The organism is Nitrosospira sp. Nsp14 (genome assembly GCF_900113575.1).
GTDB lineage: Bacteria > Pseudomonadota > Gammaproteobacteria > Burkholderiales > Nitrosomonadaceae > Nitrosospira.
In genome coordinates, this window is the sequence record NZ_FOPV01000025.1 from 1 (window position 1) to 24,497 (window position 24,497).

A 24,497-nucleotide genomic window follows, 5' to 3' on the forward strand; every position below is an offset into this window, starting at 1 on the left:
GGCATTGCAGCCCAGATCATCACCCGCTACTCCAACCTCACGGACGTAGTGTGGAACGGCCAGAGCAAAGTCATCCTCAACAACCGGATCGTACCCTGATCTGACGGACTCACGGACTCAAAACCAATAATGCCCGTTCGCGCAAACTGCGCGAACGGGCATTATCATTTCATACGGCCCAATCTTATTTGTGCGGCGGCACCAATAACAATTATTACGTGTTCAGTGGAGATTCAATACGACAGCAAAAGGTCCAGCTTCTTCGGGACAACCCAGGCCGCTTGATCAACCTGTTGGTCAAATCCAGTTACTCATTCCGTGCCGGAACAAGGACTTCGCGATTGCCGTTGGTCTGCATGGCAGAGACAAGGCCCGCGCGTTCCATCTCCTCAATCAAACGCGCCGCCCGGTTATAACCGATTCGAAGATGCCGCTGCACCAGCGAGATAGAAGCGCGCCGCGACTTGAGTACCACGGCGACGGCCTCATCGTAAAGCGGATCAGCTTCCCCGGTTCCCTGTCCCGCCATGCCACCATTCTCATTTCCGCCACCCTCTTCTTCCAGTGCGTTCAGCACGCCATCCACGTAGCGCGGTTCGCCATGATCTTTCAGATAATCCACCACGCGATGAACTTCCTGATCAGCAACGAAGGCACCATGAACCCGCTGCGGGTACCCGCTTCCTGGAGGCAGATAGAGCATGTCGCCCTGACCCAGCAGCGCCTCCGCCCCCATCTGATCGAGGATGGTACGGGAATCCACCTTGCTCGATACCTGGAACGCGACCCGCGTCGGAATATTGGCCTTGATAAGACCGGTGATTACGTCGACTGAAGGACGTTGCGTGGCCAGCAGCAAATGCACCCCCGCCGCTCGAGCTTTTTGAGCAAGCCGTGCAATCAACTCCTCGACTTTCTTGCCAACCACCATCATCAAGTCCGCAAGCTCGTCAATTACGACCACAATAAGCGGCATCTCTTCCAGCGGCTCCGGCGTATCAGGGGTCAAACTGAAAGGGTTGGTAAGCGGCTTCTCGTCCCTGCTTGCCTCCCGCACTTTTTGATTGTAGCCGCCGAGATTGCGTACCCCCAGCGCTGACATCAGCTTGTAGCGCCGCTCCATTTCTGCCACGCACCACCGTAGTGCGCTTGCTGCCTGGCGCATATCCGTCACCACGGGCGCCAGCAGATGCGGGATGCCCTCGTACACGGACAATTCGAGCATTTTCGGGTCAACCAGGATCAGACGCACCTGTTCGGGCGTAGCTTTGTACAACAGGCTAAGTATCATGGCGTTAATGGCGACCGATTTTCCCGACCCGGTCGTACCCGCCACCAGAACGTGGGGCATTTTCGCCAGGTCCGCAACTACCGGATGGCCGCCAATATCCTTGCCCAGTGCGATCGTCAACGGCGACCCCATGTCGGCATAAGCCTGGGAACTCAATATTTCCGACAGGCGTACCACTTGACGCCGGGGATTCGGAATTTCCAAACCCATACTGGTCTTTCCGGGTATGGTTTCGACCACGCGTATGCTCACCACCGACAGGGATCGGGCTAAATCTTTCACCAGATTCAGAATCTGGTTTCCCTTCACGCCAATAGCGGGCTCGATTTCATAACGAGTAATGACCGGCCCCGGGTATGCCGCCACCACCTTGACTTCAACCCCAAAATCGATCAGCTTCCGCTCGATCAGGCGCGACGTAAACTCAAGCGTGTCGCTGGACAATACTTCAACATCCTTCTTCACCGGCTCATCGAGAAGGTGTAATGGCGGCAGGGGCGAGTCAGGCAAATCCACGAATAGCGGAGTCTGTTTCTCCTTGATCACCCGCGGTGACTTGGCAATAACGGTTGCCGGTTGTTCGATATGCAGAGGCGGGTTTTCCTGAAAACGTTTTTTTCCGATCTCCACCAGTTCGTCGCGTTTAACCGCTGACGCCAAGCCAGCCCGCCGGTCTTGCCGGTCCTCCCAGCGTCGCTTAAAAAACAGGCCGCTCCGCTCGACAAAGGCACCCAGTTTCTCGACAAAGCGCAACCACGACAAGCCCGTAAACAGGCTGAAACCAATCGCGATCAGTATCAACAGGGCAAGCGTCGCGCCGGTAAATCCCAGTATTTGCGACAGATTCTTGCTGATTATCAGACCCAGTACACCTCCGGGCGTCTGAGGCAGGGTTATATTGAGTGTATAAAACCGCAGCGCCTCGAGTCCGCTGCTGGCAGTCAGCAAGACAATAAAACCAGCAACGGAGAGAAAAAGGGGGCGGCGGTCGAATATTCCGCCGTCGATGCGGTGATAAATCCACGACACCAGAAATACAAAAAAAAGCACTACCCACCAGGCGGAGGCACCGAACAGATACAACAGCAGGTCGGCCAGCCAAGCCCCCGCCAGCCCCCCCGGGTTACCGGCGGCGGACGTTTCACCGCTGTGCGACCACCCCGGATCGGCCCGCTCGTAACCATACAATATCAGGGCCAGATAAAACGCCACGCCCAGGAGCGCAAGCCCGGCAGACTCCCGGAGCAGTCTGACAGCGCGGGGCGGCAAGGGATTGGAGCCCGTTTTTTTTGCCATCGGCTTGTTTACGGAGCTCATGGATAATTACGGGTCATGGAGAAAAACTAGGGAGACCGGCTTGATTATATAGTGTTAAGCCAGGCGGGCGCTGTTATCGGAAACCGGAAGAGCAGCGCCAAGGATCAAGCTGGCCTGCATTCCTTCCTTTAATCACCCGGCTATGGCGCATGTTCATGCTCATCCATATCGCGGAGCTTTTCATCCAGCAGCTCAATCCAATGTGCGATCGGCAACTGCGTGCCGCTCCGTATATGCATGAGGCAGCCGATATTAGCTGTCGCTATCCGCTCGGGAACGCCAGACTGCAGTGCTGCTACTTTGTTTTTGAGCAGTTGTTGGGACAACTCCGGCTGCAGAATAGAGTAGGTACCTGCAGATCCACAGCAGAGATGCGCGTCTGGCACATCTGTCAACTCGAAGCCTGTCGCGGTCAGAATTTTTTCCACCACGCCCCGAATTCGCAGACCATGTTGCAGGGTGCAGGGCGAATGAAAGGCAAGCTTGTCCCCTTTTTTTCTTTGGGAAAATTGGTCAAATAGAGAAGCTAGCAGTGGCGCTTCCGCCTCCAGGACTTCGCTGATGTCCCTAGTCAATTCCGAAACGCGCGCCGCCTTCTCCGCATAAACAGGGTCGTGCCTCAACAGATGACCGTATTCCTTGACCGTCACGCCGCAACCGCTGGCTGTCATGACAATCGCCTCCACCCCTCCTTGTCGTACGTACGGCCACCATGCATCCACATTCCGGCGCATGTAATCCAATCCTTCCTGCTGGGCATTTAGGTGGTAAGACAAGGCTCCGCAGCAGCCCGCGTCCGGCGCCTTGATCAGCGAGATGCCCAGCCTGTCGAACACGCGCGCGGTTGAGGCGTTAATACCGGGTGCCAAGGACGGCTGGACGCAGCCCTCGAGCACCAGCATTTTGCGTAGATGACGCACAGCGGGCCAGTAATCAAGAGATTCACCGAACGACGCTTCATGCTTGAGCAGAGCTATGGAGTTCTTCAGTGCGCCCGGCAGTATGGGGCGGGCGGTCCTTCCCAGTTTCAGCAGTGCTGCTACCACGCCCGGTCTGGCCAAAGTTTGACGGAGCGCATACCGCATCGTAACGGCAGCCAGCCCCCGCCCCACTTTCTTTTCAACAATACCCCGACCAATATCGATCAACCGACCGTAGCGGACACCCGATGGACATACCGTCTCGCAGGCACGACATGTAAGGCACCGGTCAAGATGCAATTGCGTCTTCTCCGTCACCGGCGCACCTTCGATTACCTGTTTCATGAGGTAAATGCGCCCGCGCGGACTATCCAGCTCATCGCCCAGTAATTGGTATGTCGGGCAAACGGCAAGACAAAACCCGCAATGCACACAGCTCCGCAGTATCGCGTCTGCTTCCTGTCCTTCCGCGGTATCCTTAATGAAATCGGCGAGACTGGTTTGCATTTTATAATTCCGGATACATCCTGCCGGGGTTCAGTATACCGGCGGGGTCGAATTTTTCCTTCAGGCGGCGGGTGATCTTCATCATTCCCGGCGCAAGTGGATGAAATACCGCTAACGAAGACCCCGCCTGCCGAAACAATGTTGCGTGACCGCCCGCACTGCGAGCCGCGGTGCGCACCGCTATTTGCACCGCTTCTCCTTCATCATCAGCCGCAAGCCAGCGTAACGCCCCGCCCCATTCGATTAATTGTGTTCCGGGCAGCGAAAGCGGCGGCGTGGTCGATTTGACCGACAATCGCCACAGCGGTTTGCCCGTCGAAAAAAAGGGATGCTGCTGTTCCCGCACCGACACCCAGAAGCCGGCGGCGTCGCTCACCTCTTCACCGCCTATTATTGCACACGCCGCCACTACGGCGGGTTCCGCACCCGAGAGCCTCAACATAAGCTGGCCGCCGTAAAAACAGGTCGCCGAGATCGGTAGGGGTTTGCCGGCCCAAAGATTCATCCTGCGGATAGCTTCAGCCTCGGTCAGCGGGATTTGCAGCGTAAGCTCCATTGCCGGCAACGGTAGAACTTTCAGGGAAATTTCCAATAGCAAGCCAAGCGTTCCGAGGGAACCTGTCATCAGCCGCGCGACATCATAGCCGGCGACATTTTTCATGACCCGGCCGCCAAAACTCAAATCGTCTCCTTTACCGTCGAGCATGCGCACACCCAGCACGAAGTCGCGTGCCGCCCCGGCGGTGGCGCGGCGCGGACCGGATAACCCAGCTGCGACACATCCCCCGATAGTCGCGCCGGGCCCAAAGTGCGGCGGCTCGAAGGCAAGCATCTGCCGGTGATTCGACAATTCGGCCTCCAGATCGGTTAGGCGCGTTCCACAGCGAGTAGTAACGACCAGCTCGGTGGGCTCATAATCCACTACTCCGGTGTAGGCCGTGGGATCGAGGACATCGCTGAGGCCGGGAGCGTGAAGGTGGAGGGGGGTAAAATGACCGTAAAAATCCTTGGTGCCCGCGCCGCGTATGCGCAACGGCTTTCTTTCCCCGGCGGCGGCCCGAATCTTATCGGTAAACTGATCGATGAGGTATTGCATGAACGATGGAACGATCAGCCCTTAAAATCTCGGCAATTCAGGGAATTTTTCCTTTCCCTGATGCACGTGCATAGCGCCATGCTCTGCGCAACGGCGGAGGGTGGGCACGGCCTTCCCGGGATTCAACAAGCCGGAAGGATCGAACGCGGCTTTTATCGCATGGAACATTTCCAGCTCCCCAGGCTTGAACTGGGCGCACATCTGATTGATTTTTTCGACACCGACCCCGTGCTCGCCAGTAATGGTCCCTCCGGCGTCAATGCACATTTGTAGTATACGGGCCCCGAACTCCTCGGTTAATTCAAGCTCGCCAGGTCGGTTGGCGTCATAAAGAATCAGGGGATGCAAATTGCCGTCGCCGGCGTGAAAAACGTTCATGCAACGCAACCCATACTCGGCCGAAAGCGCTTCGATGCCGGATAGTATGCTTGCTAGGTTCTTGCGCGGAATGGTCCCGTCCATGCAATAGTAATCGGGTGAAATGCGCCCTGCCGCCGGGAAGGCCGCCTTGCGCCCAGCCCAGAATCTGAGTCGCTCGACCTCGTCGCGGGATATGCGGATGTCGATTGCGCCACTCTTCATCATGATGTCATTGATCTGGCGGACCTCACCCGCCACTTCCTCCGCCCCGCCGTCAGATTCGCACAGCAGTATCGCCGCGGCCTCAAGATTGTAACCGGCATGAATGAACTCCTCCACTGCGCGGGTCGTGATCTGGTCCATCATCTCCATACCTGCCGGAATGATGCCGGCAGCAATCACATTGGCTACCGCATTTCCGGCCGCGCGGACGTCGCCAAATGCAGCCAGCACCACCTGTGCTTTTTCCGGGCGGGGGATGAGTTTGACTGTAACCTCCGTCACGATCCCCAGCATACCCTCACTGCCGCTCATCAGTGCAAGCAAGTCGTAACCGGGGGCGTCCAACCCGTCGCTGCCTATCTCCAAAATGTCTCCCTCGATTGTCACCACGCGCAAGTGGAGAATATTGTGCACCGTAAGCCCGTATTTCAGGCAGTGCACGCCCCCGGAATTTTCGGCAACATTACCGCCGATGGTGCAGGCTATCTGCGAGGATGGATCGGGCGCGTAATACAGGCCGTGAGGCGCCGCCGCCTCGCTGATAGCCAGGTTGCGCACCCCTGGCTGCACACAAGCAGTACGCGCCACGGGATCAATTTCCAGTATGCGTTTCAGTTTAGCCAGAGACAGCAGAAGTCCTTCCGAATGGGGCAGCGCGCCACCGGACAGCCCCGTGCCCGCGCCGCGCGCAACAATGGGAACATTCGCAGCATGACATCGGCGTACAATCTCGACTACTTCCTCTTCCGTCCGGGGGAGCGCAACGACCATCGGCAGTTGCCGATAGGCCGAGAGGCCGTCGCATTCGTATGGCCTCACGTCTTCGATCTCGTGCAGCACTGCTTCAGACGGTAAAAAGGCGCGCAGCTGCGCAGCCAACTCAAAAGCATTCATCTCAGTTTGTTGAACTCCCGTTCATCGAATCCGGGCCTCCGGTTCTAATCCTGAATTTTATGATTTGCCAGCTTCTCCAGCACTTGCACCACTGCCGCGCTGTCCAGCCGGGCGCCATTGTGAGCGATGCACGAGTTGAATAGTTCCTGAACGGCGGCTGTATTGGGCAAACTGATGCCGAGCGCTCGGGCAGTGGAGAGAGCAAGACCTAAATCCTTTTGATGCAGTTCGACCCGAAATCCCGGGTCAAAGTTACGCTCGATCATGCGCTTGCCGTGAACCTCAAGAACGCGAGAGGATGCGAATCCACCCATCAGCGCCTGTCGCACCCTGGCAGGGTCTGCCCCGGCCTTGGATGCGAAAAGCAATCCCTCCCCCACTGCCTCTATGGTCAACGCCGCGATGATCTGGTTGGCAAGTTTGCAGATCTGTCCTGAACTGTTGGGGCCGATCAGCGTAATACTTGCACCAAGCAGTTCGAGGATAGGCATTATCCTGTTGAATACGGGTTCGGTCGCACCCACCATGATGGTAAGGGTAGCATTTTGCGCGCCTATATCGCCACCAGATACCGGGGCGTCCACGTAATCGCAGCCGAGCTTATTGATAGCGGCAGCGAACTTTGCGGTTTCGGATGGCGATATCGTGCTCATGTCCATGACGAGCTTACCCGGACTCAGCCCATGGGCGATACCATTGTCGCTGAACAGCACCCGTTCCACATCCGGCGTGTCGGGCAACATCGTAATAATCGCCTCGGCGTTTCGCGCCACCTCACAGGGTGAAGAGCATTCCCGACCACCCCGCTCGAGCAATTCCTTGGGGACGCCACTACGGGAATGCAGGAATAATTCATGTCCGCCATCGATAAGATGTCCAGCCACGGGCCGCCCCATTATGCCCAGGCCGACAAAACCAATTTTTGTCATATTGCGCTCATCTATATAATATGCGCTTGGTCCAACTACCCGCGCGGTTGAAAGTTTACACCAGCAGTAATCCGAGACATGCAAAAAGGGAATCAGATGCTCACGACGTCCTTTAAGCAGAATACGCGGCAAAGTGCAAACCGGGGATTGACACAAGCCCGCTGCTTAGCCTTGTCAGTCCGAACCGCCACGAAAGCTTGTTAATTGCGTTCTTCTTTAAACTTTTAGGATGCGTCCTGATCAAATTGATTCACCCTTCAGCACATTTACAAGTGCCAAGCGCGAATAACATGTTCAATTTTTATCTTCTTATGCATGACAAGCACCCCCCGGACGCGAAACGCGCGTTTGAAGCCGACCAGAGCCCGGAAGACGCGGCGCGCCCCGATTCCGCTTCAGGAGAAGCGCAAGCATGAGCTCTTTACCTGTCGTCATCATTGGCAGCGGTCTCGCCGGCTACACCGTGGCTCGGGAATTCCGCAAGCTGGACACAGAAACGCCCATCCTGATCATTTCATCCGATCATGGCGGGTTTTACTCCAAGCCGACGCTCTCCAATGCGCTCGCCACGGGCAAAACGCCCGCGTCCATCGTTACCGCCTCGTCCGAGAAAATGGCCGAGCAGTTGAAGCTGACCGTTCTTCCTCATAGCCGGGTAACGGCGATCGATCCGCCCGGGAAAAGCGTGACGCTACAGAACAGGGAACGGTTGCAATACAGCCAGCTCATTCTTGCGTTAGGAGCTGATCCGATCCGATTGCCGCTCGAAGGCGCGGGCGCGGAAGATATTCTTTCCGTCAATGATCTTGACGATTACCAACGGCTGCGTAGAACGCTGGAAGGAAAAAAGGAGGTGACGATTCTGGGCGCTGGCCTAATTGGCTGTGAGTTTGCCAACGATCTGACGATTGCCGGTTATCGTGTACGCGTCGTTGACATCAGCGCCCAACCGTTGGGACGGCTTCTGCCCCAGGCGGGGGGGGCCTACATGCAGCGCCGACTGGAAGCGGCGGGCGTGGTTTTTCACCTGGGTGCAGCAACCCAAAGCGTGGAGCGTATCCATGAGAGCCTCCGCGTTACTCTCGCCAACGGCGACGTCATACAGACTGACGTCGTGCTTTCCGCGGTAGGGCTGCGGCCTCGCACTGCTTTGGCTGAAGCAGCCGGCATCGAGGTAAATCGCGGCATTAAGGTCGGCCGCTCGCTGGAAACCCGACACGAGGACATCTATGCGCTCGGCGACTGCGCCGAGGTCGAGGGCAGGGTCCTCCCGTTCGTCATGCCGATCATGCATGCTGCGCGCGGCCTTGCGGCAACGCTCGCCCGTATTCCTACGCCGGTACGATACCCCGCCATGCCCGTACTGGTAAAAACGCCCGCCTGTCCCACCGTCGTATCCCCACCCGATGCGGGCGCGCAGGGTGAATGGCTGGTCGAGGAGTACGTAGACGGCGTAAAGGCATTGTTTAAAAGCAGGGATGATAAACTGCTAGGCATTGCGTTGCTGGGCGCATCCACCAAGGAAAAGAACGCTCTGGCCGCTCAATTGCCGGCAGTGATGGAATAATGCCGGCACCAGTTGGCCTTTAACGCCGACTGGTGCACGTCCGGATCAGACGCGCGAATACAGAGTAGCCATTACACCTTCTGCGGCTTCAGTACCCTTTCGAATGCATGCAAGAAGCGTAGGCCTCGCGATATTGGGCATCGTGTGAGTTGGTTTCGTTAAGTCCGAAAAGTGTTCCCCCAGCCGCGCCGGTCACCCCGCCGATGGCGGCGCCCTTCCCGGCCCCGCTTCCCCCACCTGCAATCGCACCGCCGGCAGCGCCAACCGCAGCGCCAATGGCGGCACCCAAGGCAGCATTCTTGAGCACTTCTTCTGTTTTGCTGTTTACCTGCTCATTCGCGTACTGATTGCAAGCCTGCAAGATCGACTGTGGAGGATATGCTGGCTGGGCAGCTTGGGGCGGTGGTACGGCCGTCGCGGCGTTTCTATTTGCTTGCGGCGCCCGCGCCGGCGCGGGCGCTGTCGCGGCCCTCTCTCCAGCCTTGCGGGGGGGGGCCGGCTCGACTTGCGCCGCGGGAGATTCGGGTTGTTCGGTCTTGGAATCCCTTCCGGCAATCATCAGAGTGGCCGCAGCGGTCGCGCCCACCAGCAGTATTCCAATCGTTGCCAGCTTCCAATAATTTACAGATTCGTTGGACACTTGATCTCCTTCTGAAGGTCTGCCACTACTTTCCTGCTCGATTCCGGCCACAAGGCAGACTAGTGCCCAGCATGATCCTTGCCGTGGTGGCCTTTATGCTTGCCGCCGTTGTCGTGATCTTTATGCTTGTCTTTTCCATGGTTCGCATGGCCTCCTCCCCCATTTCCTTCGCCATCCTGATGCCTTGATCCCGACCGTTCCTGCCCCTTCGTTGCGCCCTCACCCCATTGAGCATTGGTGTTCTCGCTTCCCCGCTGTCCCATGTGCTCGTGCGCCATACCGCCAGCGCCGCCCGTACCGTCGTGATGATCGCGTGCCAACACTGTGTTGCCGCATGCCAGAATGATACTTGCCAATACTGCCGTTACACTTTTACGCATGACTGCTCCCTTTTTTCTGTTTGAATCCAAAGGCAAAATTGCCAACCTCTTTACCGCTGAGCTGAGTGTGTAGAATACAGAACAAGAGGTTCTTTGCGAATTATTTTCCTTACGTTCATCTTACGTATCGCCTATCGGACTCACCATTGGACTTAAGTACATATCGTTATAGCGAACCGGCGCCACTGAGGGCCGCTGACCCGGTTCACCGTCTCCCATAAAGGAATGCCTGGTCTCCACGTTTACAGGTTGGGCCACTTCTCCAGCATGCCAGCGAAATCAACGCTACTCCAGCGCTTGGAGCTTATTTTCACCGCTCAGGTCCGGCTCACCTGACGCTTCGAATGAGTTGTGAAATTTTTGTGAAATTTTTTGAATTGCACGACAACTGAAACTCCCATTGACGCGTTAATAGCAACATGGCCGCCATTTGAAATGATTCCTGACTGATGCACTTCTGGCGGTTAGGCCTAACTCCACTTCGTTAACGGAGACATAAATGAAAAAAATAAACTTGTTCTGCGTCGGGCTCATCCTTTTCGCGTCGATGTCCACAAACCCCGTATGGGCAGGCCGAGGTCATGGGCACCATAAACACCATCATCATGGGCATGGGCACCATCCCGGCCACAACCATCATCGAGGCGGTTATGGAGGAATTGGGCTAGCGCTAGGGCTCGGTTTACTCGGCTATGGTCTTGGCTCCTATGCCAACAGGGCTCCTTCCTATCCGCCTTCGTACGGCTACCCGCCTGCTGCGGGTTATGCCCCCGCTTACGGCGGATACGGATATGCACCGAGTTACGGTCCGCCCGCACCACCGGTTTATATACAACAGTGGGCGCGCTGAGGGATTCAAGGCCCGAATCCACACAGGACGAATTGAGGCGCTGAGTATTTCCCCTGGAAGGTAACTATGGAATGGAGGCATGGAATGAGAACGACGAAATTGATTACCGCCCTTGTTCTGCTCGGGGCGATTCATGCCAGCCACGCCTTCTCGGGGGGCGGCCATGGCCATCATCACCATGGACACCATAACCACGGCCATCACCATCACGGTGGGCATCACCACCATGGAGGAGGATGGGGCGGGTTTGGTCTGGGGCTGGGGATGGGACTGATCGGGTATGGCATAGGCTCCATGGGGAGAGCACCTTATTACGCGCCTTCTTACGGTTATCCACCTGTAGGGTATAGAGCCAATTATTACGGGTATCCCCCGAACTATGGTTATCCACCGGTTGTTGCGGCACCGTCTGCGCCGCCCATCTATATCCAGCAGGAGGTAGTGCAAGTGCAGCCGCAAGCACAGGGGGACAACTATTGGCATTACTGCCGGAAGCCGGATGGTTATTATCCGTATGTAAAAAATTGCCCCGGCGGATGGCTTCAGGTTGCCCCTGAGCCTCGTCAATAATAGCGAAGGCAATAATGACAAAAATTCTCAATTTTTCGGCCTTGGTGGCGATATCCTTGCTGACCGCGTGCGCCAGCATTCCGACCGGCCCCAGCATAATGTCCCTCCCAGGCTCGGGCAGAAGTTTCGAGCAATTCCGCTACGACGATTACTATTGCCGACAGTTCGCCCACGAGCAGCTCGGCGGAACGACGCCGAACCGTGCGGCAATATCCAGCTCCGTTACGAGCGCCGCCATTGGCGCAGGAGTTGGCGCTGCCGCCGGTGCAGCGCTTGGCGGGGGCCGCGGCGCGGCTATCGGCGCGGGCACGGGTCTGGTGGCGGGGAGCCTTGCCGGCACTAATACGGCCGGGGCGTCCGGATATATGCACCAGCAACGCTACGACGCGGGTTATATGCAGTGCATGTATGGCAAAGGCCATCGTGTTCCGGTATCTGGTCAAATAAGCAATAGCCCATACACTCCCGGCCAAAACCAGTACACGAGCACGCCATATCCGCCCCGCCTGCCTGCCAGAAGCGCGCAGAGAAACGCCTTCCCGCCACCTCCGCCCCCACCTCCTGGCCTTCCGGCGCCACCACCGCCGCGATAGGTTCTGGCGGGCGGTTATCCGCGCTTCATTATCCTCGCACCGGTACGGACAGTCTGCAGGGGGGTTATTTCCTCCTGCACTGTGCCAGGAATTTGCTTTAATGAAGTTATGAATTCACAGCTCGCACTAGGCGCACTCCTTGCTCTCTGTTGCGCATTTCCCTCGCATGGAGAGGACTATGCTGCTCTGCGCCAGAAAATGGTGGAGGAGGTTATTGCCGCATCTGACAGTTCGCCGCCTTCCGCCGCCGTTGCCGCAGCCATGGGAAAAGTGGAGCGCCATCGTTTCGTACCCGCTTGGTTGGCTCCGTTTGGGTATCGTAATCAGCCCCTTCCGATTGGTCATGGACAAACAATTTCACAGCCGATCGTGGTGGCTATGATGACGGAACTGCTGAAGGTCAAGGGCAGCGACAAAATACTTGAGATTGGCACTGGGTCAGGTTATCAGGCCGCTGTCCTGGGCGAAATCGCCGAATCCGTCTATACGATTGAAATCATCGAGCCTCTGGGCAAGGAGGCGGCGGAACGGCTCAAGTCCCTTGGCTACCACAATGTAAAAACAAGACTGGGCGACGGCTACTATGGTTGGCCGGAAGCGGCGCCATTCGATGCCATCATGGTTACTGCGGCTGCCAGCCACGTGCCGCCGCCTCTGCTCAAGCAGCTTAAACCCGGCGGCCGCATGGTCATTCCGCTGGGCGCGAGTTTTATGACGCAGTATCTGATGCTGGTGGAAAAAAAGCTCGACGGTTCCGTGACCAGCCGCCAAATTGAACCGGTAAGATTCGTCCCCCTGACCGGGGGACACTAATGCCGCGCCCGCCGCTCATCGCCATCGGGCTGCTCTCGGCCTGCGTCCTGGCGTACGAGGTGTTGCTGACGCGATTGTTCAGCATTGTTCTGTGGCACCACTTTGCGTACATGATCATCAGCGCTGCAATGCTCGGGTATGGGGCAAGCGGTACAGCGCTAACGTTGCTGAAAGACAAAGTCGCTCCGCATGTCGGAACGGCTTATGTCATAGCCATTGCGGGAATGGCTGTTCTGATGCCTGCGGCTTTTCTTCTTGCCCAACAGGTTCCTTTCAATCCCCTGGAACTGCTATGGGATCGAACCCAGCTTTCCGGCCTACTCGCGATTTATTTACTAATGATGGCGCCCTTCTTCTGCGGAGGCTTGGGTATCGGCTTGGTCATGTGGCACTTCGCCAACCAAGCCGGCCGTATCTATGCCTGCGATATCCTAGGCGCGGGCATCGGCAGCCTGGGCATTATCGCAATACTGTTTCTCGTGCCCCCCCATAAGGCGCTGGCCGTCGTGACGGCGCTTGCCTTGCTCGCTACCGCCGTTGCCGTCTTCGAGATGAAGATGCAGCGAAAATGGATGGGCTTTTTCCTCGGACTGGCGTTTGTGGTCGCGGTGGTTGTACCCAGCACATGGCTTCAAGGTGTTCCTTCCCCCTACAAGGATCTGAGCCAGACGATGAATATTGCCGGGACGCGATTGATTGAAGAGCGCTCCAGTCCGCTGGGAGAGGTATCGGTGGTGGAAAGTCCTCGCATTCCATTCCGCCATGCACCAGGGATGAGCCTCAACGCCACCGACGAACCGCCGCCCCAGCTGGGCGTGTTCGTGGATGGGAATGGTCCTTCGGCGCTGACACAATTCAATGGCGACCTGGAGCCACTTGCCTACCTCGACCAGCTTACGTCAGCGCTGCCATACCATGTACTCAAGCAGTCGCACAAACCGCCGCATGTGCTGGTGCTGGGCGCCGGTCCCGGCAGTGACGTACTGCAGGCGCTCTATCATGGCTCAGCCGCTGTGGACGCAGTAGAGCTTGATCGTAACGTCATCAGCCTGGTCACGCAGCGTTTCAGGCAATTCGCCGGTGACGTTTACCACCGACCCCAGGTGCACGTGCACGAAGCAGAGGCACGCGGTTTCGCCAATACGAGCGCCAACCGCTATGATCTTGTGCAAGTGGCACTGTTAGACTCGTTCGGCGTCGCCTCTGCGGGACTGTACGGACTGAGCGAGAGCTACCTTTATACGGTTGAGGCTTTGCAGACCTACTTGAGCCGTCTCACGCCGGGCGGAATTCTGGCTGTCACCCGATGGCTTTCCCTCCCCCCCCGCGATGCACTGAAGCTGTTCGCTACGGCCGTGATCGCTTTGGAGAAAGACGATGTGCCCAACCCCGCTGCACGCCTCGTTATGATCAGGGGATGGAAAACCGTTACGATACTGGTGAAGAACAGCGATTTTACGGCGGTTGAAATCGAAGCGGTCAAGGAGTTCTGCCGCCAGCGTTCTTTTGACGTCGCATACTATCCAGGGATGCCAGCGGATGAGGCAAACCATTACAACCTTCTGGCGCGACCGTACTTCTACGAGGGAGCGATGGCGCTGCTGGGTCCGCAGCGGCAGGATTTTATCGAGCGATACAAGTTCTACATCGAGCCGGCGACGGACGACCGTCCTTATTTTTTCCGATTCTTCAAATGGAGTGCCGCTGCGGAACTGCTCTCGTTGCGGGAGCAGGGCGGCATGCCACTGCTCGACTGGAGCTATCCGCTGCTGGTCGCGACGTTGATACAGGCATTTGTAGCAAGTGTTCTGCTGATTCTGGTTCCGTTGGCCGTATCTCGGGCCCGCCGTGCCTTGCCCACCGCGCCGGTTGCGCTGTACTTTCTCGCCATCGGCCTGGCATTCATGTTCATGGAAATCGCCTTCATCCAGAAATTCGTGCTTTTTCTTGCTCACCCGTTATATGCGGTGGCGGTTGTGTTGTGCGCATTCCTGGTTTTCGCCGCTGCGGGAAGCTGGCTGGCCGGGAAATGGCAGAGTACAAAGATCCGCAACAGCTATCTGCCGCTGGGTATAAGTGTCATGGCAGCCATCGCCCTAACCTATCTCGTGGTCCTGCCAAGGATTTTCGATATGCTAATGCACCTGCCCGATACCGCGAAAATCGCGATTTCTATTGCGTTGATCGCGCCCTTGGCGTTATGCATGGGAATGCCTTTCCCGACGGGCACCATGCGGCTAGCAAATATAGCGAGGGACAGCATACCCTGGGCATGGGCAATCAATGGCTTCGCCTCGGTAGTCGGCGCTGTCCTCGCGACACTCCTCGCTATCCACCTGGGCTTTGCCGCGGTGATTATCCTGGCCGTCCTGATCTACGGCTTGGCTGCAATTGCCTTGCGCGGTTTTGCTTAACTTAAACTTCGGGCGAGCTACTCCCCGCGATATCTTGCCGTGAATCAAGCAGCGACGTGTTGGAAAGCTGCCCGGTCTGAGGGAGCCAAGTCACGGGAGCCCATTCGGAAATTATTGGCGTCGGGCCGGCGCTTTGAGTCGCAGGAGAGATAACCGTAAACGGAGCGAGCGGCGTCTGCTCCGGTATCGCGCGGGAGACGACGGTTCAACAGGACGCAAACCCTACAACACCAACTCCTTATAAAAGTGCCGCCTGCCATCTCCTTTTGAACTCGTTTCCGCCCAGACACTGTTACGCTAATAAATCTCTCAACTCTTTCATCGGTCAAGGCAAAATTGGATTGTAACGGCCGCGACATTAATGAACCGTCCAGAAAGAATAGGAAAAGCGGGTCTTTTCCCAACCCAAGTGCGCACCCGTCCTGGTTGGGCCGTATACTCATATCCGCTCACAACGATCAACAAATTCCCCCAACGTGGAGGAAATGGTGCCTTTCCGTATCCAGTTCATCGTTTGAGGCAAGTTTCGCGGCAGCTGCGCCCTCCAATAATAACCGTTGTCCGCACATGGGTATGTTTCTGCGGAAAAGGATATTCCGGTTAAAATATGTAAGAGCCTCCGACACCGAGGGATACGACCCGAGGTACGCTGAGATTACGCGAAGCAGCAGTTGCATAGGCTGCAGTAATCGGCGATCCGACAGCTGCGCCGGATCGCTCAGGACGAGCCCAAAACGGTTCTATACTGTAAGCAGCCCATCCGATGGGCGATTATGTGATTAGGCTGGCACGCCCGAACTCAGCGCGGACTGCTCCTGCGAGCTGATCCGCGCAAATTGCCATGATTCGCGACCTTTGCCGCACCGGTAATTGTATCTTCTGCACCATACTGTCACACCGGATTAGCATGAATCAGCCAAACCCAATCGACCAAGTATGTTAACAACACGCGCCTACACATTGCTCGGAAACTGGACGCTGGGCCACCCTTTTACGGTGCTGTCGATACTGGTTGCGCTCGGTATTCTCGCTGCCCAGTACACAGTCGGCCATCTGCGCATTGATACTGACACCGCCAAGCTGATTGCTCCCGATGCGCCTTTTCAGCATTACCGTCAGCTTTATGAGCAATCCTTTTCACAGGATTTGAGCACGCTGTTGCTGGTGGTTGAGTCGGATACGCCTGAACTGACTAAAACCGCAAGCAGAAGGCTGTTGAGCCTGCTCCGCAACAACACGGATTATATAAATTCGGCCGACATCCCTAACGACAACAAATTTTTTCGTCAGAACGGTCTGCTTTATCTGGACAGTGCCGAATTGCAGACGTTATCCAACGACCTAGCCGCCGCCCAGCCCTTTATCGGAAGAATTGCGCATGAACCAACTTTGACCGGTTTTTTTTCTATTTTTGAGGATGCCCTGAAGGCCACTGACAAGAAGGCAGCAGACAAGGCCCAGGTTGTGCCTGTCGATTTAGCTACGCTGGCCGACAAGATCGCAAACGTTCTGCATAGGACGACCAATGGCGAAAATGCTTTGCTTTCCTGGCAGTCGCTGATCGCCGAGAAGAAAAGGCGTTCCAATAAAGAGTTTATTATCGTCTCGCCCAAGCTCGACTACTCTGAAATCCGCCCCGCCGAGGGCGCAATTGAGGCGATCCGCAAAGCAGCTGCAGATATCCAGGACCCCGGTCTGCCGCCTGTAAAAGTTTGGGTGACCGGCGAAGTCGGCCTTGAAGATGATGAACTTGCAGGCATCAGCGCTGGCACTTTTACGGCTAGTGTTTTCTCCGTTGTCGTGGTGCTATGTATTTTATTGGTTGCCTACCGGTCCGTTTTACTCACGGTAGCCACGTTGCTGACGCTTGCGGTTGGCATGGTTTTTTGCGGGGCCTTTGCGGCTTTGGCCGTAACGGAACTGAATCTGATCTCAATTGCTTTTGCAGTATCCAATATCGGCTTGGGGGTGGAATACGCGATCCACTTTTGCTTACGCTATAAGGACAATCTGCGGGACACTGTTGACAAAGACTTGGCGCTCCGCGCCGCTTTCATGACAGTAGCGCCTTCGCTTTTACTAGCCGCGGGGACTACATCCATAGGCCTGTACGCCTTTATCCCGACTAATTACAAGGGGGTTTCCGAGCTTGGCTTGCTGGCAGGGACCAGTCTGTTTATTTGCCTGTCAATCACGTTGATCGCCTTACCTGCGCTCCTAAAAATTGCTCCGGCTCCACGGAAGTTCGGATCCCGGGAGGGCCAGAACGTATTTTCAAACCTGGCAAAAAAAATTTCTGCCTTGCCACTCCATTACGACAAGCCAGTTGCCGTTGCCACCTTCGTTATGGCCCTGATCTCAATCATTTTGGCATTTAATGTGAAAATTGATTTTGATCCGATCAATCTTCGCGACCCTAATACCGAATCGGTTATCGCGTTCAAAGAACTATCGAAAGATGAGGAAACCACGCCGCTGGCGTTGAATATCCTGGCGAAGGATGAAAACAGTACCAAGACGCTCCAGCAAAGGCTGTCGGCATTACCCTCCGTCGGTAAAACCATCAGCCTTTTCGATCTTCAGCCCGCCAACCAGGATGAAAAACTGGCCTTGATTGAAGAACTGGTGCTGATACTTGGCCCGCAGTTACAGCGTTTCCCCCAGCTAAAAATTGATACCGATCCGGTTCCGGGCATCAGCCGTCTGATAAAAACCATCGACATCCTCCTCCCGCAACGAGCCACAGTTCGCGACCGAGAATCGTTAACTCGCTTGAAGACGGAACTGCAGGAAATTCTCACCCAGATTGATGCACGGCCAGAACCTGGCCGGCGAGTTTTCGTCGAAAAAATCCAGACTACCCTGCTCGGGACGCTACCGCAGCTCATGAAAGAATTGTCGGCCAGCCTCGAGGCCCAGGAAACCACCCTGAGCGATCTCCCCCCCGATATCAAAGATCAGTGGCTGAGCAAGGACGGGTTATACCGCATCCAGATCTTTCCTAAAAAGGACCTGAACCATCTAGCCAATCTGGAAGAATTCATTGTGGAAGTGCAATCGGTCGCACCGCTAACAACCGGCCTGCCGATCATATTTTGGGAATCAATGGGGGAAGTCACTGCCGCTTTCAAGCAGGCTATCGTGATTGCCCTGGTCGCCATCGCACTGGTTTTGCTCGCGATCCGACGCAACATTGTAGATACGATCCTGGTCATGGCGACACTCATACTGGCAGGGCTGTTCACCATGGCTAGTGCCGTCATCACCAACACCCCCATCAATTTTGCCAACATCATCGCCTTGCCACTGTTATTGGGTCTGGGGGTCGATAACGGCATCCACATGCTTGTAAGGCTGCACGATGTGCCCTCTGAAGAGGAGAACATCTACCAGTCCAGCACCGCCAGGGGAATATTTTATGGAGCCCTGACCACCTCCTCCAGCTTTGGTGGGCTAGCTTTCTCGCCGCATGCAGGAATCTCGAGCATGGGCTTACTGATCGCCATAGGCATATTCTGGATCATGGTTTGTACGTTTATTATCCTTCCTGCATTAAGCAAATTAGTGTTGGCGAAAAAGGCGATACATGAGGCAGAACGCCTCGAAAGGAAGGGCAAAACCGGGTAAATCCGGAGTCTATCCTGGTTTCGCTGATCCGCCGTCAGACGAATCAGCCAGTCCGCGATTTCGCTGTTCTCTGAAGACAGTTTGGCTTGATATCGGTAGCAGGTTTAACTGATACCAAACGCCTGACAGGCAAGCCGGACGCTGACCGCCTTTTCCTTGATTACCCATAGCGCCATCTCCCGGTGTCGAGATGGCGCTACCATTTTTTTAGCATCGCCCCGGCCACAATTTCGGCCTTGAGTCGCTCCTCGGCGCACATCTTCGTCAAACGGCGATTCTCTTCTTCAAACTCCTTCAAAAGCGTCATCATTGACGCGTCCACGCCGTCATACCGGCTGTGCTATTTGTAAAACAGCGCTGAACTCATGCCGTGCTCGCGGCACAGCTCAGGTACCGGGGTGCCGGCCTCTGCCTGCTTGAGAATGGCAATGATCTGGTTTTCCGAAAATCATGATTTCTTTATGTAAAACTTCCTCTATTCATTGAGAAAATTCTACTTTCAAAGCCGCTTATTTTTTGAACGGATCAGCAATTCACCATAGAAAATACTATAGTTAATTATTCGTTGCAGCTCGTAATGTCGGGGCGGGCGTTGACGAAATCCGTGATAGACCTCTCATTTAAGGAGAAAGCTATGAAACTATCCTCATTTACCATCGTTGCAACCTTCGTAGCAGCAACCCTCATTCCGGTCCAGACAGCCATAGCCGCAACGGCGGACGAGCTACGCCGGGATGGACAGGCCGCGCTCAACAGTCTCTATTCAAAAAACCCGGGCGCCAAAGGAATCGGGAAGAACGCGGTCGCAGTGCTCGTTTTCCCCGGTATTGTGAAAGCGGGTCTGGGAGTCGGCGGCCAGTACGGCGAGGGTGTGCTTTTCAAAGGCGGCAAGGCAGCCGGCTACTACAATACGGCCGGTGCGTCGGTTGGTCTGCAGGCAGGCGGGCAGAAGTACGGCTACGCACTGTTCTTTCTGAACAACGAGACGCTGAAGGCCCTTGATCAGGCCAACGGTTTCGAGATCGGCGTTGGACCCTCCGTCGTGGTTGCGGACGAAGGCATGGGGAAATCCACGACCACGACGACCGCCCAGGACAAGATCTACGCGTTCATTTTTGACCAGAAGGGTGCGATGGCCGCGCTTGGCCTCCAGGGTAACAAGATCACGAAGATCGAGAAGTGACCGCTATAGCTCAATTTCTGCAGGTAGATTCAGAGACGATTTGGCCCTTGTTGCGCGGATCACGCCCCAGCTCTAGCTCGATAGCGCTCCGGCTGGAGGCCCGGGGTCGCGTATGATTTCCCCGCGGTTAGAAATCAGCCCTGTTTGGATCAAAAGCGCTGGATTTATCGCACCTGGCTGAACTGCTCGCGCAGGTTCTCCACGGCATGGGGCTCGCCGCGGACCCGAAAGAAGGCGCCCTCACTGTCCGAGTGCTCCTCAAGCACCTGACAGCTTGCGTAGATTCCCCCGCGCAGTTGCTGTGCCGACCAGGGCAGAAAAAGCTCGGCCTCAACCAGATTCTGCTGGAAAAACGCGACAATTGCCTGGTGGAGCTTCGCGACGTCGTCCGGGCGACGTGCACTCATCACGACGCAATCCGGGTACTGTATCTGCAACGCCGCTTCGCGTTCAGCTTGCGCCGTTGCATCGCCGACGTGGTCGATCTTGTTGAAGACGCGGATGCGCGGCACGACATTCGCACCGATCTCCTCAAGCACGCCATCGGTGACCTCAAGCTGGCGCTCAAACCCGGGGTCGCTTGCATCGATGACGTGGAGCAGCAGGGATGCATCAAGCGCCTCCTCTAGCGTTGACTTGAACGAGGCGACGAGCCCGTGTGGCAAATTCTTTATGAAACCGACCGTGTCACTGACGAGCACGCGTGGCATGCTCTCCGGGTGGAGGGCGCGCACTGTCGTATCAAGCGTAGCGAAGAGTTTATTCGCGACCAGCACTTCGCTTCCCGTTAGAGCCCGCATCAAGGTGGACTTTCCGGCGTTTGTATAGCCGACGAGCGCCACGCTCGCCAACCCTTGACGCTGTTGCCGCCGCGCACGCTGCGTCTTGCGCTCGACATCCATCGCGGCGATTTCCTGTTGAAGTTCGGCGATGCGGTCACGAATCTTGCGTCGGTCCAATTCAGTGTGCGACTCGCCGCCTCCCCGGCCACCGACGCCACTGCGCTGCCGCCCTTGCGGCCCCGCGAGCTTCGCCGCCTCGCGCAGGCGCGGCGCCATGTACCCGAGACGCGCGATCTCCACCTGGGCGCGCGCAGCGCGAGAGCGAGCGTTGCGATGAAAAATTTCGAGGATAACCATAGTGCGGTCCATTACCTCGCAGCCCACCTCCTTTTCAAGGTTGCGCGCCTGCGATGGTGAGATCTCGTGGTCAACCAAGATCGTATCGATATCCCGGCTATCAGCGTTAGCGACTATTCCCTCGAACTCGGCGGGTTCGTTGTTCACGAAGCTGCGTATTTCCCGGCGCTTGCCGGCGCCTAGGTATGCCGTCGTATCGAAGCCCGAGCGCTTCTGCACGAACGTGCGGACGACCTCATACCCTAGCGTTTTTGCGAGTTCGCGCAACTCGGTCAGGGACGCCTCGAACTCGTTATCGCTCACGCTCGGCAGTTGTACGGCGGCCACGACGGCATATCTGGATTTCTCTTCAACTTCTCTTTGCATTAGGGGATGGCATACCTTGAGTGGGCGAATGCAGATAATACCTGCAAATGTAATGGCCGCCGGCGCTTAGTATGCAATTTACAACCATGCTTATTGCTGCCGGTTAAGCAACGACCAAGTGATTTCATCCTACAAGTTTTTTTCTATCGGTTCGATCATGATCGGTTGTCGACACCGTAGCGAAACCAATCCATGAGCCGCGCGCATTACTAAAGCTAAACCTTCCAGGCTCAACACCGGTACCCGATGCGGCCCCAGTCTCTGCATAGAAAAACTGCGGCAACCGCATGTGAACAGCCAAGTGCGCCGGTTGCTTGTATGGGTCCTTTATTTTCTGCGAATCTGACCTATGCTGAAACCAGCGATTTGCCACGCCAGTACCGTCATACCGAGTCAGAGCAATATCCACGAGGTGCAGTAGTTCATTCAAGCCAGATGGAACAAGGGGAGGACATAATGGGCAACTATTAGTTCTTCTCGCTTACTACGGGAACGGCAACGGAAAATACTGACGATAGGTCAAAGCTGACTTTGATCGACGTGGTTTGTCTGTCACCGCCTTCATGCAGCCCGTCGCAGCCGGTGACGTTGCCACCGTGCTGGTCGATCTCATGATCGCGCCGCCGGTGAATGGCATGGGCGAGGTGACCGGCCCCGAGCCCTTTCCCCCGCCCCGCTTGCGAGTAAATACCTGGCCGCAAACGGCGGTAACCGCGTGTTGGTTCGACCCACTTTCAGGACGGACTCAGCCACGCATCGACGACACAACTCATAGCCCAGCGCCAGCAGCGGCCTACATCTAGACCGCGCGCCCGCGGCGCGCCAGCCCCGGTCCGCGTGACTGATCGACACTCAGTCACCCTTATAGGGCTCTGTCCACCATGGAGGATTCATCATGACCCAGCGCATCGAGTACCAGAAGCAATCACCCGAGCTGTTCAAGAAATTCGTAGAGTTCAGCACGGCCCTAACGCATTCCACGATCGAGGAGTCGATTCATGATCTGGTGAATATCAGGGCATCGCAGATCAACGGCTGCGCGTTCTGCCTGGACATGCACGTCAAGGAAGCCACGATCCATGGAGAACGACCGCTTCGTCTGCACCATATCGCCATCTGGCGCGAGTCCACACTGTTTAGTCCACGCGAGCGCGCCGCGTTGGCATGGACTGAAATCCTGACCCAGCTCCCCGCGCATGGCGCGCCAGATGACGTCTACGAGCGTGTTCGCACTCAGCTGTCCGAGAAGGAATTGTCCGACCTGACCTTCCTGGTGATGTCGATCAACGCCTGGAACCGCGTCAACGTGGGTTTTCAGACGGTACCCGGCGCGTACGACAAGGCATTGGGCCTGGACAAATCCGGTTTGTACTGATCATGCATCGGCGCGACTGCGGGAGGGTATGTCGTCGCGCCGAACTCACCCATGACACACGGCCCGCTTGAGGCCCAGGAACGAGAACAAGCCATGACTATTTCAGAACTCTCACCGTGCTGCTGCTGTTGGCAGCCGGTACTGCCGACGCACAGCAGGCGCCAACATCGGCGCGCGTGACGCCGTTGATGACCAAGGCGCTGGCCGATTATCCGGGCAAGGAAACCCTGATGCTCACCGTCGAATACCCGCCAGGCGCCGTCGACCCCGTACATCGCCACAATGCGCATGGTTTCATCTACGTGCTGGAGGGTTCGATTGTGATGCTATCAAACTTCCCCCTTCAGGCACATGTCCTGCTGTTATGCGCGCATGGCTAAAAGTGAATACCTCATTCACGTTCACGCGGATAGCAGCTTTGATAGTAACGCCGCCTCTCGCTGTACATCCGTCTGGTTGCACGAAAAATATTCCCTTCCACGGGCGAGTTTCCTCTCCTTCTATATCCTCACCGCGAGAAGCGAACGCTCTTCCATATTAGATGAAGAAGCTTTGAATACAAGCTCGACCCAGGAGAGCGCAGCAGCCGACTCGTAACGACTGGTCAATGAGTGGCCAATCCGCGAAGTAGTTTTGGGTGGTAAAAAGGTACGGAAACCGGGAAATTCTTTAGAATCGTAGGTTGCTCTGATGTGCCCCTCCAACCGCATAGCCCTCTCAGCGAACGTCTCTCGAGCTTCCTCACCGCATTTCGGCAGAAAGGCCGCCTTTGGTGTACTTCAGTCCAATATATCGTCATCCTGAAAAACCGTAAGATACACCCAGTAAAAACGCAAACGGTAGCGTACATGGCCTTGAGGTGACGGACTGGCCGTATCTCTGAATGCGTGAAAATGCCTGAAGTGCTGTTGGGGCTTGGGCTTATTGCTCTTCTTTCCCTTGCTTTCCAATCAGCGGGGTCGAGCAGCAAAAAATGGGGCTTTGTCAATCTGACTACTGAGCTTATGGAAGGAAATTGACCCGCGTATTGTTCGCTCTGATTATGCGCAATCCCGGTTATTGTGAGCCATGAAAAAAAATACCGAAGCACAACGACGTCACACACTTTATCTTCGCGCCAAGAATGCTCTTCGCGACCAGCATCAGGACGACTATACACTGATGCTTGAGCGCCACGCGGAGGAGCTTGATACTTTATGGGCAAATTACAATCTTGCTGTAAAGAAGCTGGCTAGCGCGCATAACAAGAAGGCTGTCAAGACCAAGGCCATCAAATCCAAGGTCGCCCCTATCAAAAAAGGAGTGTTATGCGTCCAACCGGAGGAAAATGTTATTCATTAAGCTGCTTTTCTTCGAACGTACTGCCTCTTACATATCTCGATCTATCGGACTAACAGGTCAGCCCGAGCCATTCATCCCAAGTCAAGCAAGGGCTGTCTGAGGA

At 56.1% G+C, this 24,497-nt stretch carries 21 protein-coding genes and 2 pseudogenes; 14 read left to right on the forward strand and 9 right to left on the reverse strand.

What is annotated here, in order from left to right:
• A pseudogene (locus tag BM022_RS16505) lies at positions 1-99 on the forward strand (methane monooxygenase/ammonia monooxygenase subunit C); the annotation flags it as partial.
• Positions 100-307: 208 nt separating this feature from the next.
• Here BM022_RS16505 and BM022_RS13695 read toward each other — a convergent pair.
• From BM022_RS13695 to BM022_RS13715, 5 genes are all read right to left on the reverse strand, one after another.
• Positions 308-2,608, reverse strand: coding sequence for a DNA translocase FtsK (locus BM022_RS13695; protein WP_091140194.1), 2,301 nt, complete (start codon positions 2,606-2,608; stop codon positions 308-310).
• Positions 2,609-2,748: 140 nt separating this feature from the next.
• Positions 2,749-4,035, reverse strand: a complete 1,287-nt coding sequence (glcF, locus tag BM022_RS13700; RefSeq protein WP_091140196.1) for a glycolate oxidase subunit GlcF — start codon at positions 4,033-4,035, stop codon at positions 2,749-2,751.
• A 1-nt stretch (position 4,036) separates the two neighbouring features.
• Positions 4,037-5,131 (reverse strand): glycolate oxidase subunit GlcE, encoded by a 1,095-nt coding sequence (gene glcE, locus BM022_RS13705; RefSeq protein WP_091140198.1) that lies wholly within the window; start codon positions 5,129-5,131, stop codon positions 4,037-4,039.
• A gap of 21 nt (positions 5,132-5,152) precedes the next feature.
• On the reverse strand, positions 5,153-6,607 hold the full coding sequence (locus BM022_RS13710; protein ID WP_091140199.1) for an FAD-linked oxidase C-terminal domain-containing protein: 1,455 nt from the start codon (positions 6,605-6,607) through the stop codon (positions 5,153-5,155).
• 44 nt (positions 6,608-6,651) lie between these two features.
• Positions 6,652-7,536 (reverse strand): 2-hydroxy-3-oxopropionate reductase, encoded by an 885-nt coding sequence (locus BM022_RS13715; protein ID WP_091140200.1) that lies wholly within the window; start codon positions 7,534-7,536, stop codon positions 6,652-6,654.
• A gap of 412 nt (positions 7,537-7,948) precedes the next feature.
• On the opposite strand from BM022_RS13715, the gene BM022_RS13720 reads away from it, so the two are divergent.
• A complete protein-coding gene (locus tag BM022_RS13720; protein ID WP_091140201.1) occupies positions 7,949-9,103 on the forward strand; it encodes an NAD(P)/FAD-dependent oxidoreductase in 1,155 nt (384 codons plus the stop codon).
• A gap of 88 nt (positions 9,104-9,191) precedes the next feature.
• On the opposite strand, the gene BM022_RS13725 is transcribed toward BM022_RS13720, so the two are convergent.
• Positions 9,192-9,743, reverse strand: a complete 552-nt coding sequence (locus tag BM022_RS13725; RefSeq protein ID WP_091140203.1) for a hypothetical protein — start codon at positions 9,741-9,743, stop codon at positions 9,192-9,194.
• A 59-nt stretch (positions 9,744-9,802) separates the two neighbouring features.
• Complete coding sequence (locus tag BM022_RS13730) at positions 9,803-10,123, reverse strand: hypothetical protein (protein WP_091140204.1); 321 nt, start codon at positions 10,121-10,123, stop codon at positions 9,803-9,805.
• A 499-nt stretch (positions 10,124-10,622) separates the two neighbouring features.
• Between BM022_RS13730 and BM022_RS13735 the strand changes: the two genes are divergently transcribed.
• From BM022_RS13735 to BM022_RS13760, 6 genes are all read left to right on the forward strand, one after another.
• Positions 10,623-10,973 carry a hypothetical protein gene (locus BM022_RS13735; RefSeq protein WP_177191738.1) on the forward strand — a complete coding sequence of 117 codons (351 nt, stop codon included), beginning with the start codon at positions 10,623-10,625 and terminating at the stop codon, positions 10,971-10,973.
• An 84-nt stretch (positions 10,974-11,057) separates the two neighbouring features.
• Positions 11,058-11,543, forward strand: a complete 486-nt coding sequence (locus BM022_RS13740; RefSeq protein ID WP_091140206.1) for a hypothetical protein — start codon at positions 11,058-11,060, stop codon at positions 11,541-11,543.
• A 14-nt stretch (positions 11,544-11,557) separates the two neighbouring features.
• Positions 11,558-12,136 (forward strand): YMGG-like glycine zipper-containing protein, encoded by a 579-nt coding sequence (locus BM022_RS13745; protein WP_091140207.1) that lies wholly within the window; start codon positions 11,558-11,560, stop codon positions 12,134-12,136.
• Between the two features lie 108 nt (positions 12,137-12,244).
• Complete coding sequence (locus BM022_RS13750; RefSeq protein ID WP_091140209.1) at positions 12,245-12,949, forward strand: protein-L-isoaspartate(D-aspartate) O-methyltransferase; 705 nt, start codon at positions 12,245-12,247, stop codon at positions 12,947-12,949.
• A complete protein-coding gene (locus BM022_RS13755) occupies positions 12,949-15,363 on the forward strand; it encodes a spermine/spermidine synthase domain-containing protein (protein WP_091140211.1) in 2,415 nt (804 codons plus the stop codon). Before BM022_RS13750 ends, BM022_RS13755 begins: the two co-directional genes overlap by 1 nt.
• A 936-nt stretch (positions 15,364-16,299) precedes the next feature.
• Positions 16,300-18,990, forward strand: coding sequence for an MMPL family transporter (locus tag BM022_RS13760; RefSeq protein ID WP_091140212.1), 2,691 nt, complete (start codon positions 16,300-16,302; stop codon positions 18,988-18,990).
• A gap of 17 nt (positions 18,991-19,007) precedes the next feature.
• Here BM022_RS13760 and BM022_RS16165 read toward each other — a convergent pair.
• A pseudogene (locus BM022_RS16165) lies at positions 19,008-19,423 on the reverse strand (transposase); the annotation flags it as partial.
• Between the two features lie 201 nt (positions 19,424-19,624).
• On the opposite strand from BM022_RS16165, the gene BM022_RS13770 reads away from it, so the two are divergent.
• Positions 19,625-20,173, forward strand: coding sequence for a lipid-binding SYLF domain-containing protein (locus tag BM022_RS13770; RefSeq protein ID WP_091140214.1), 549 nt, complete (start codon positions 19,625-19,627; stop codon positions 20,171-20,173).
• A 164-nt stretch (positions 20,174-20,337) separates the two neighbouring features.
• Here BM022_RS13770 and hflX read toward each other — a convergent pair whose 3' ends face one another.
• Positions 20,338-21,678: a GTPase HflX gene (hflX, locus tag BM022_RS13775; protein ID WP_091140215.1), complete on the reverse strand. Its 1,341-nt coding sequence runs from the start codon at positions 21,676-21,678 to the stop codon at positions 20,338-20,340.
• Positions 21,679-22,223: 545 nt separating this feature from the next.
• Between hflX and BM022_RS13780 the strand changes: the two genes are divergently transcribed.
• From BM022_RS13780 to BM022_RS13795, 5 genes are all read left to right on the forward strand, one after another.
• Positions 22,224-22,481 (forward strand): hypothetical protein, encoded by a 258-nt coding sequence (locus BM022_RS13780; protein WP_091140217.1) that lies wholly within the window; start codon positions 22,224-22,226, stop codon positions 22,479-22,481.
• 92 nt (positions 22,482-22,573) lie between these two features.
• Positions 22,574-23,053 carry a carboxymuconolactone decarboxylase family protein gene (locus tag BM022_RS13785; protein ID WP_091140219.1) on the forward strand — a complete coding sequence of 160 codons (480 nt, stop codon included), beginning with the start codon at positions 22,574-22,576 and terminating at the stop codon, positions 23,051-23,053.
• 128 nt (positions 23,054-23,181) lie between these two features.
• The gene (locus BM022_RS13790; protein ID WP_218146893.1) at positions 23,182-23,433 is read left to right on the forward strand and encodes a cupin domain-containing protein; all 252 of its coding nucleotides are present in this window, start codon (positions 23,182-23,184) and stop codon (positions 23,431-23,433) included.
• 513 nt (positions 23,434-23,946) lie between these two features.
• A complete protein-coding gene (locus tag BM022_RS16170) occupies positions 23,947-24,072 on the forward strand; it encodes a hypothetical protein (protein ID WP_256209192.1) in 126 nt (41 codons plus the stop codon).
• A gap of 49 nt (positions 24,073-24,121) precedes the next feature.
• Positions 24,122-24,394: a hypothetical protein gene (locus BM022_RS13795; protein WP_091140221.1), complete on the forward strand. Its 273-nt coding sequence runs from the start codon at positions 24,122-24,124 to the stop codon at positions 24,392-24,394.
• The last annotated feature ends 103 nt before the right edge of the window (positions 24,395-24,497 follow it).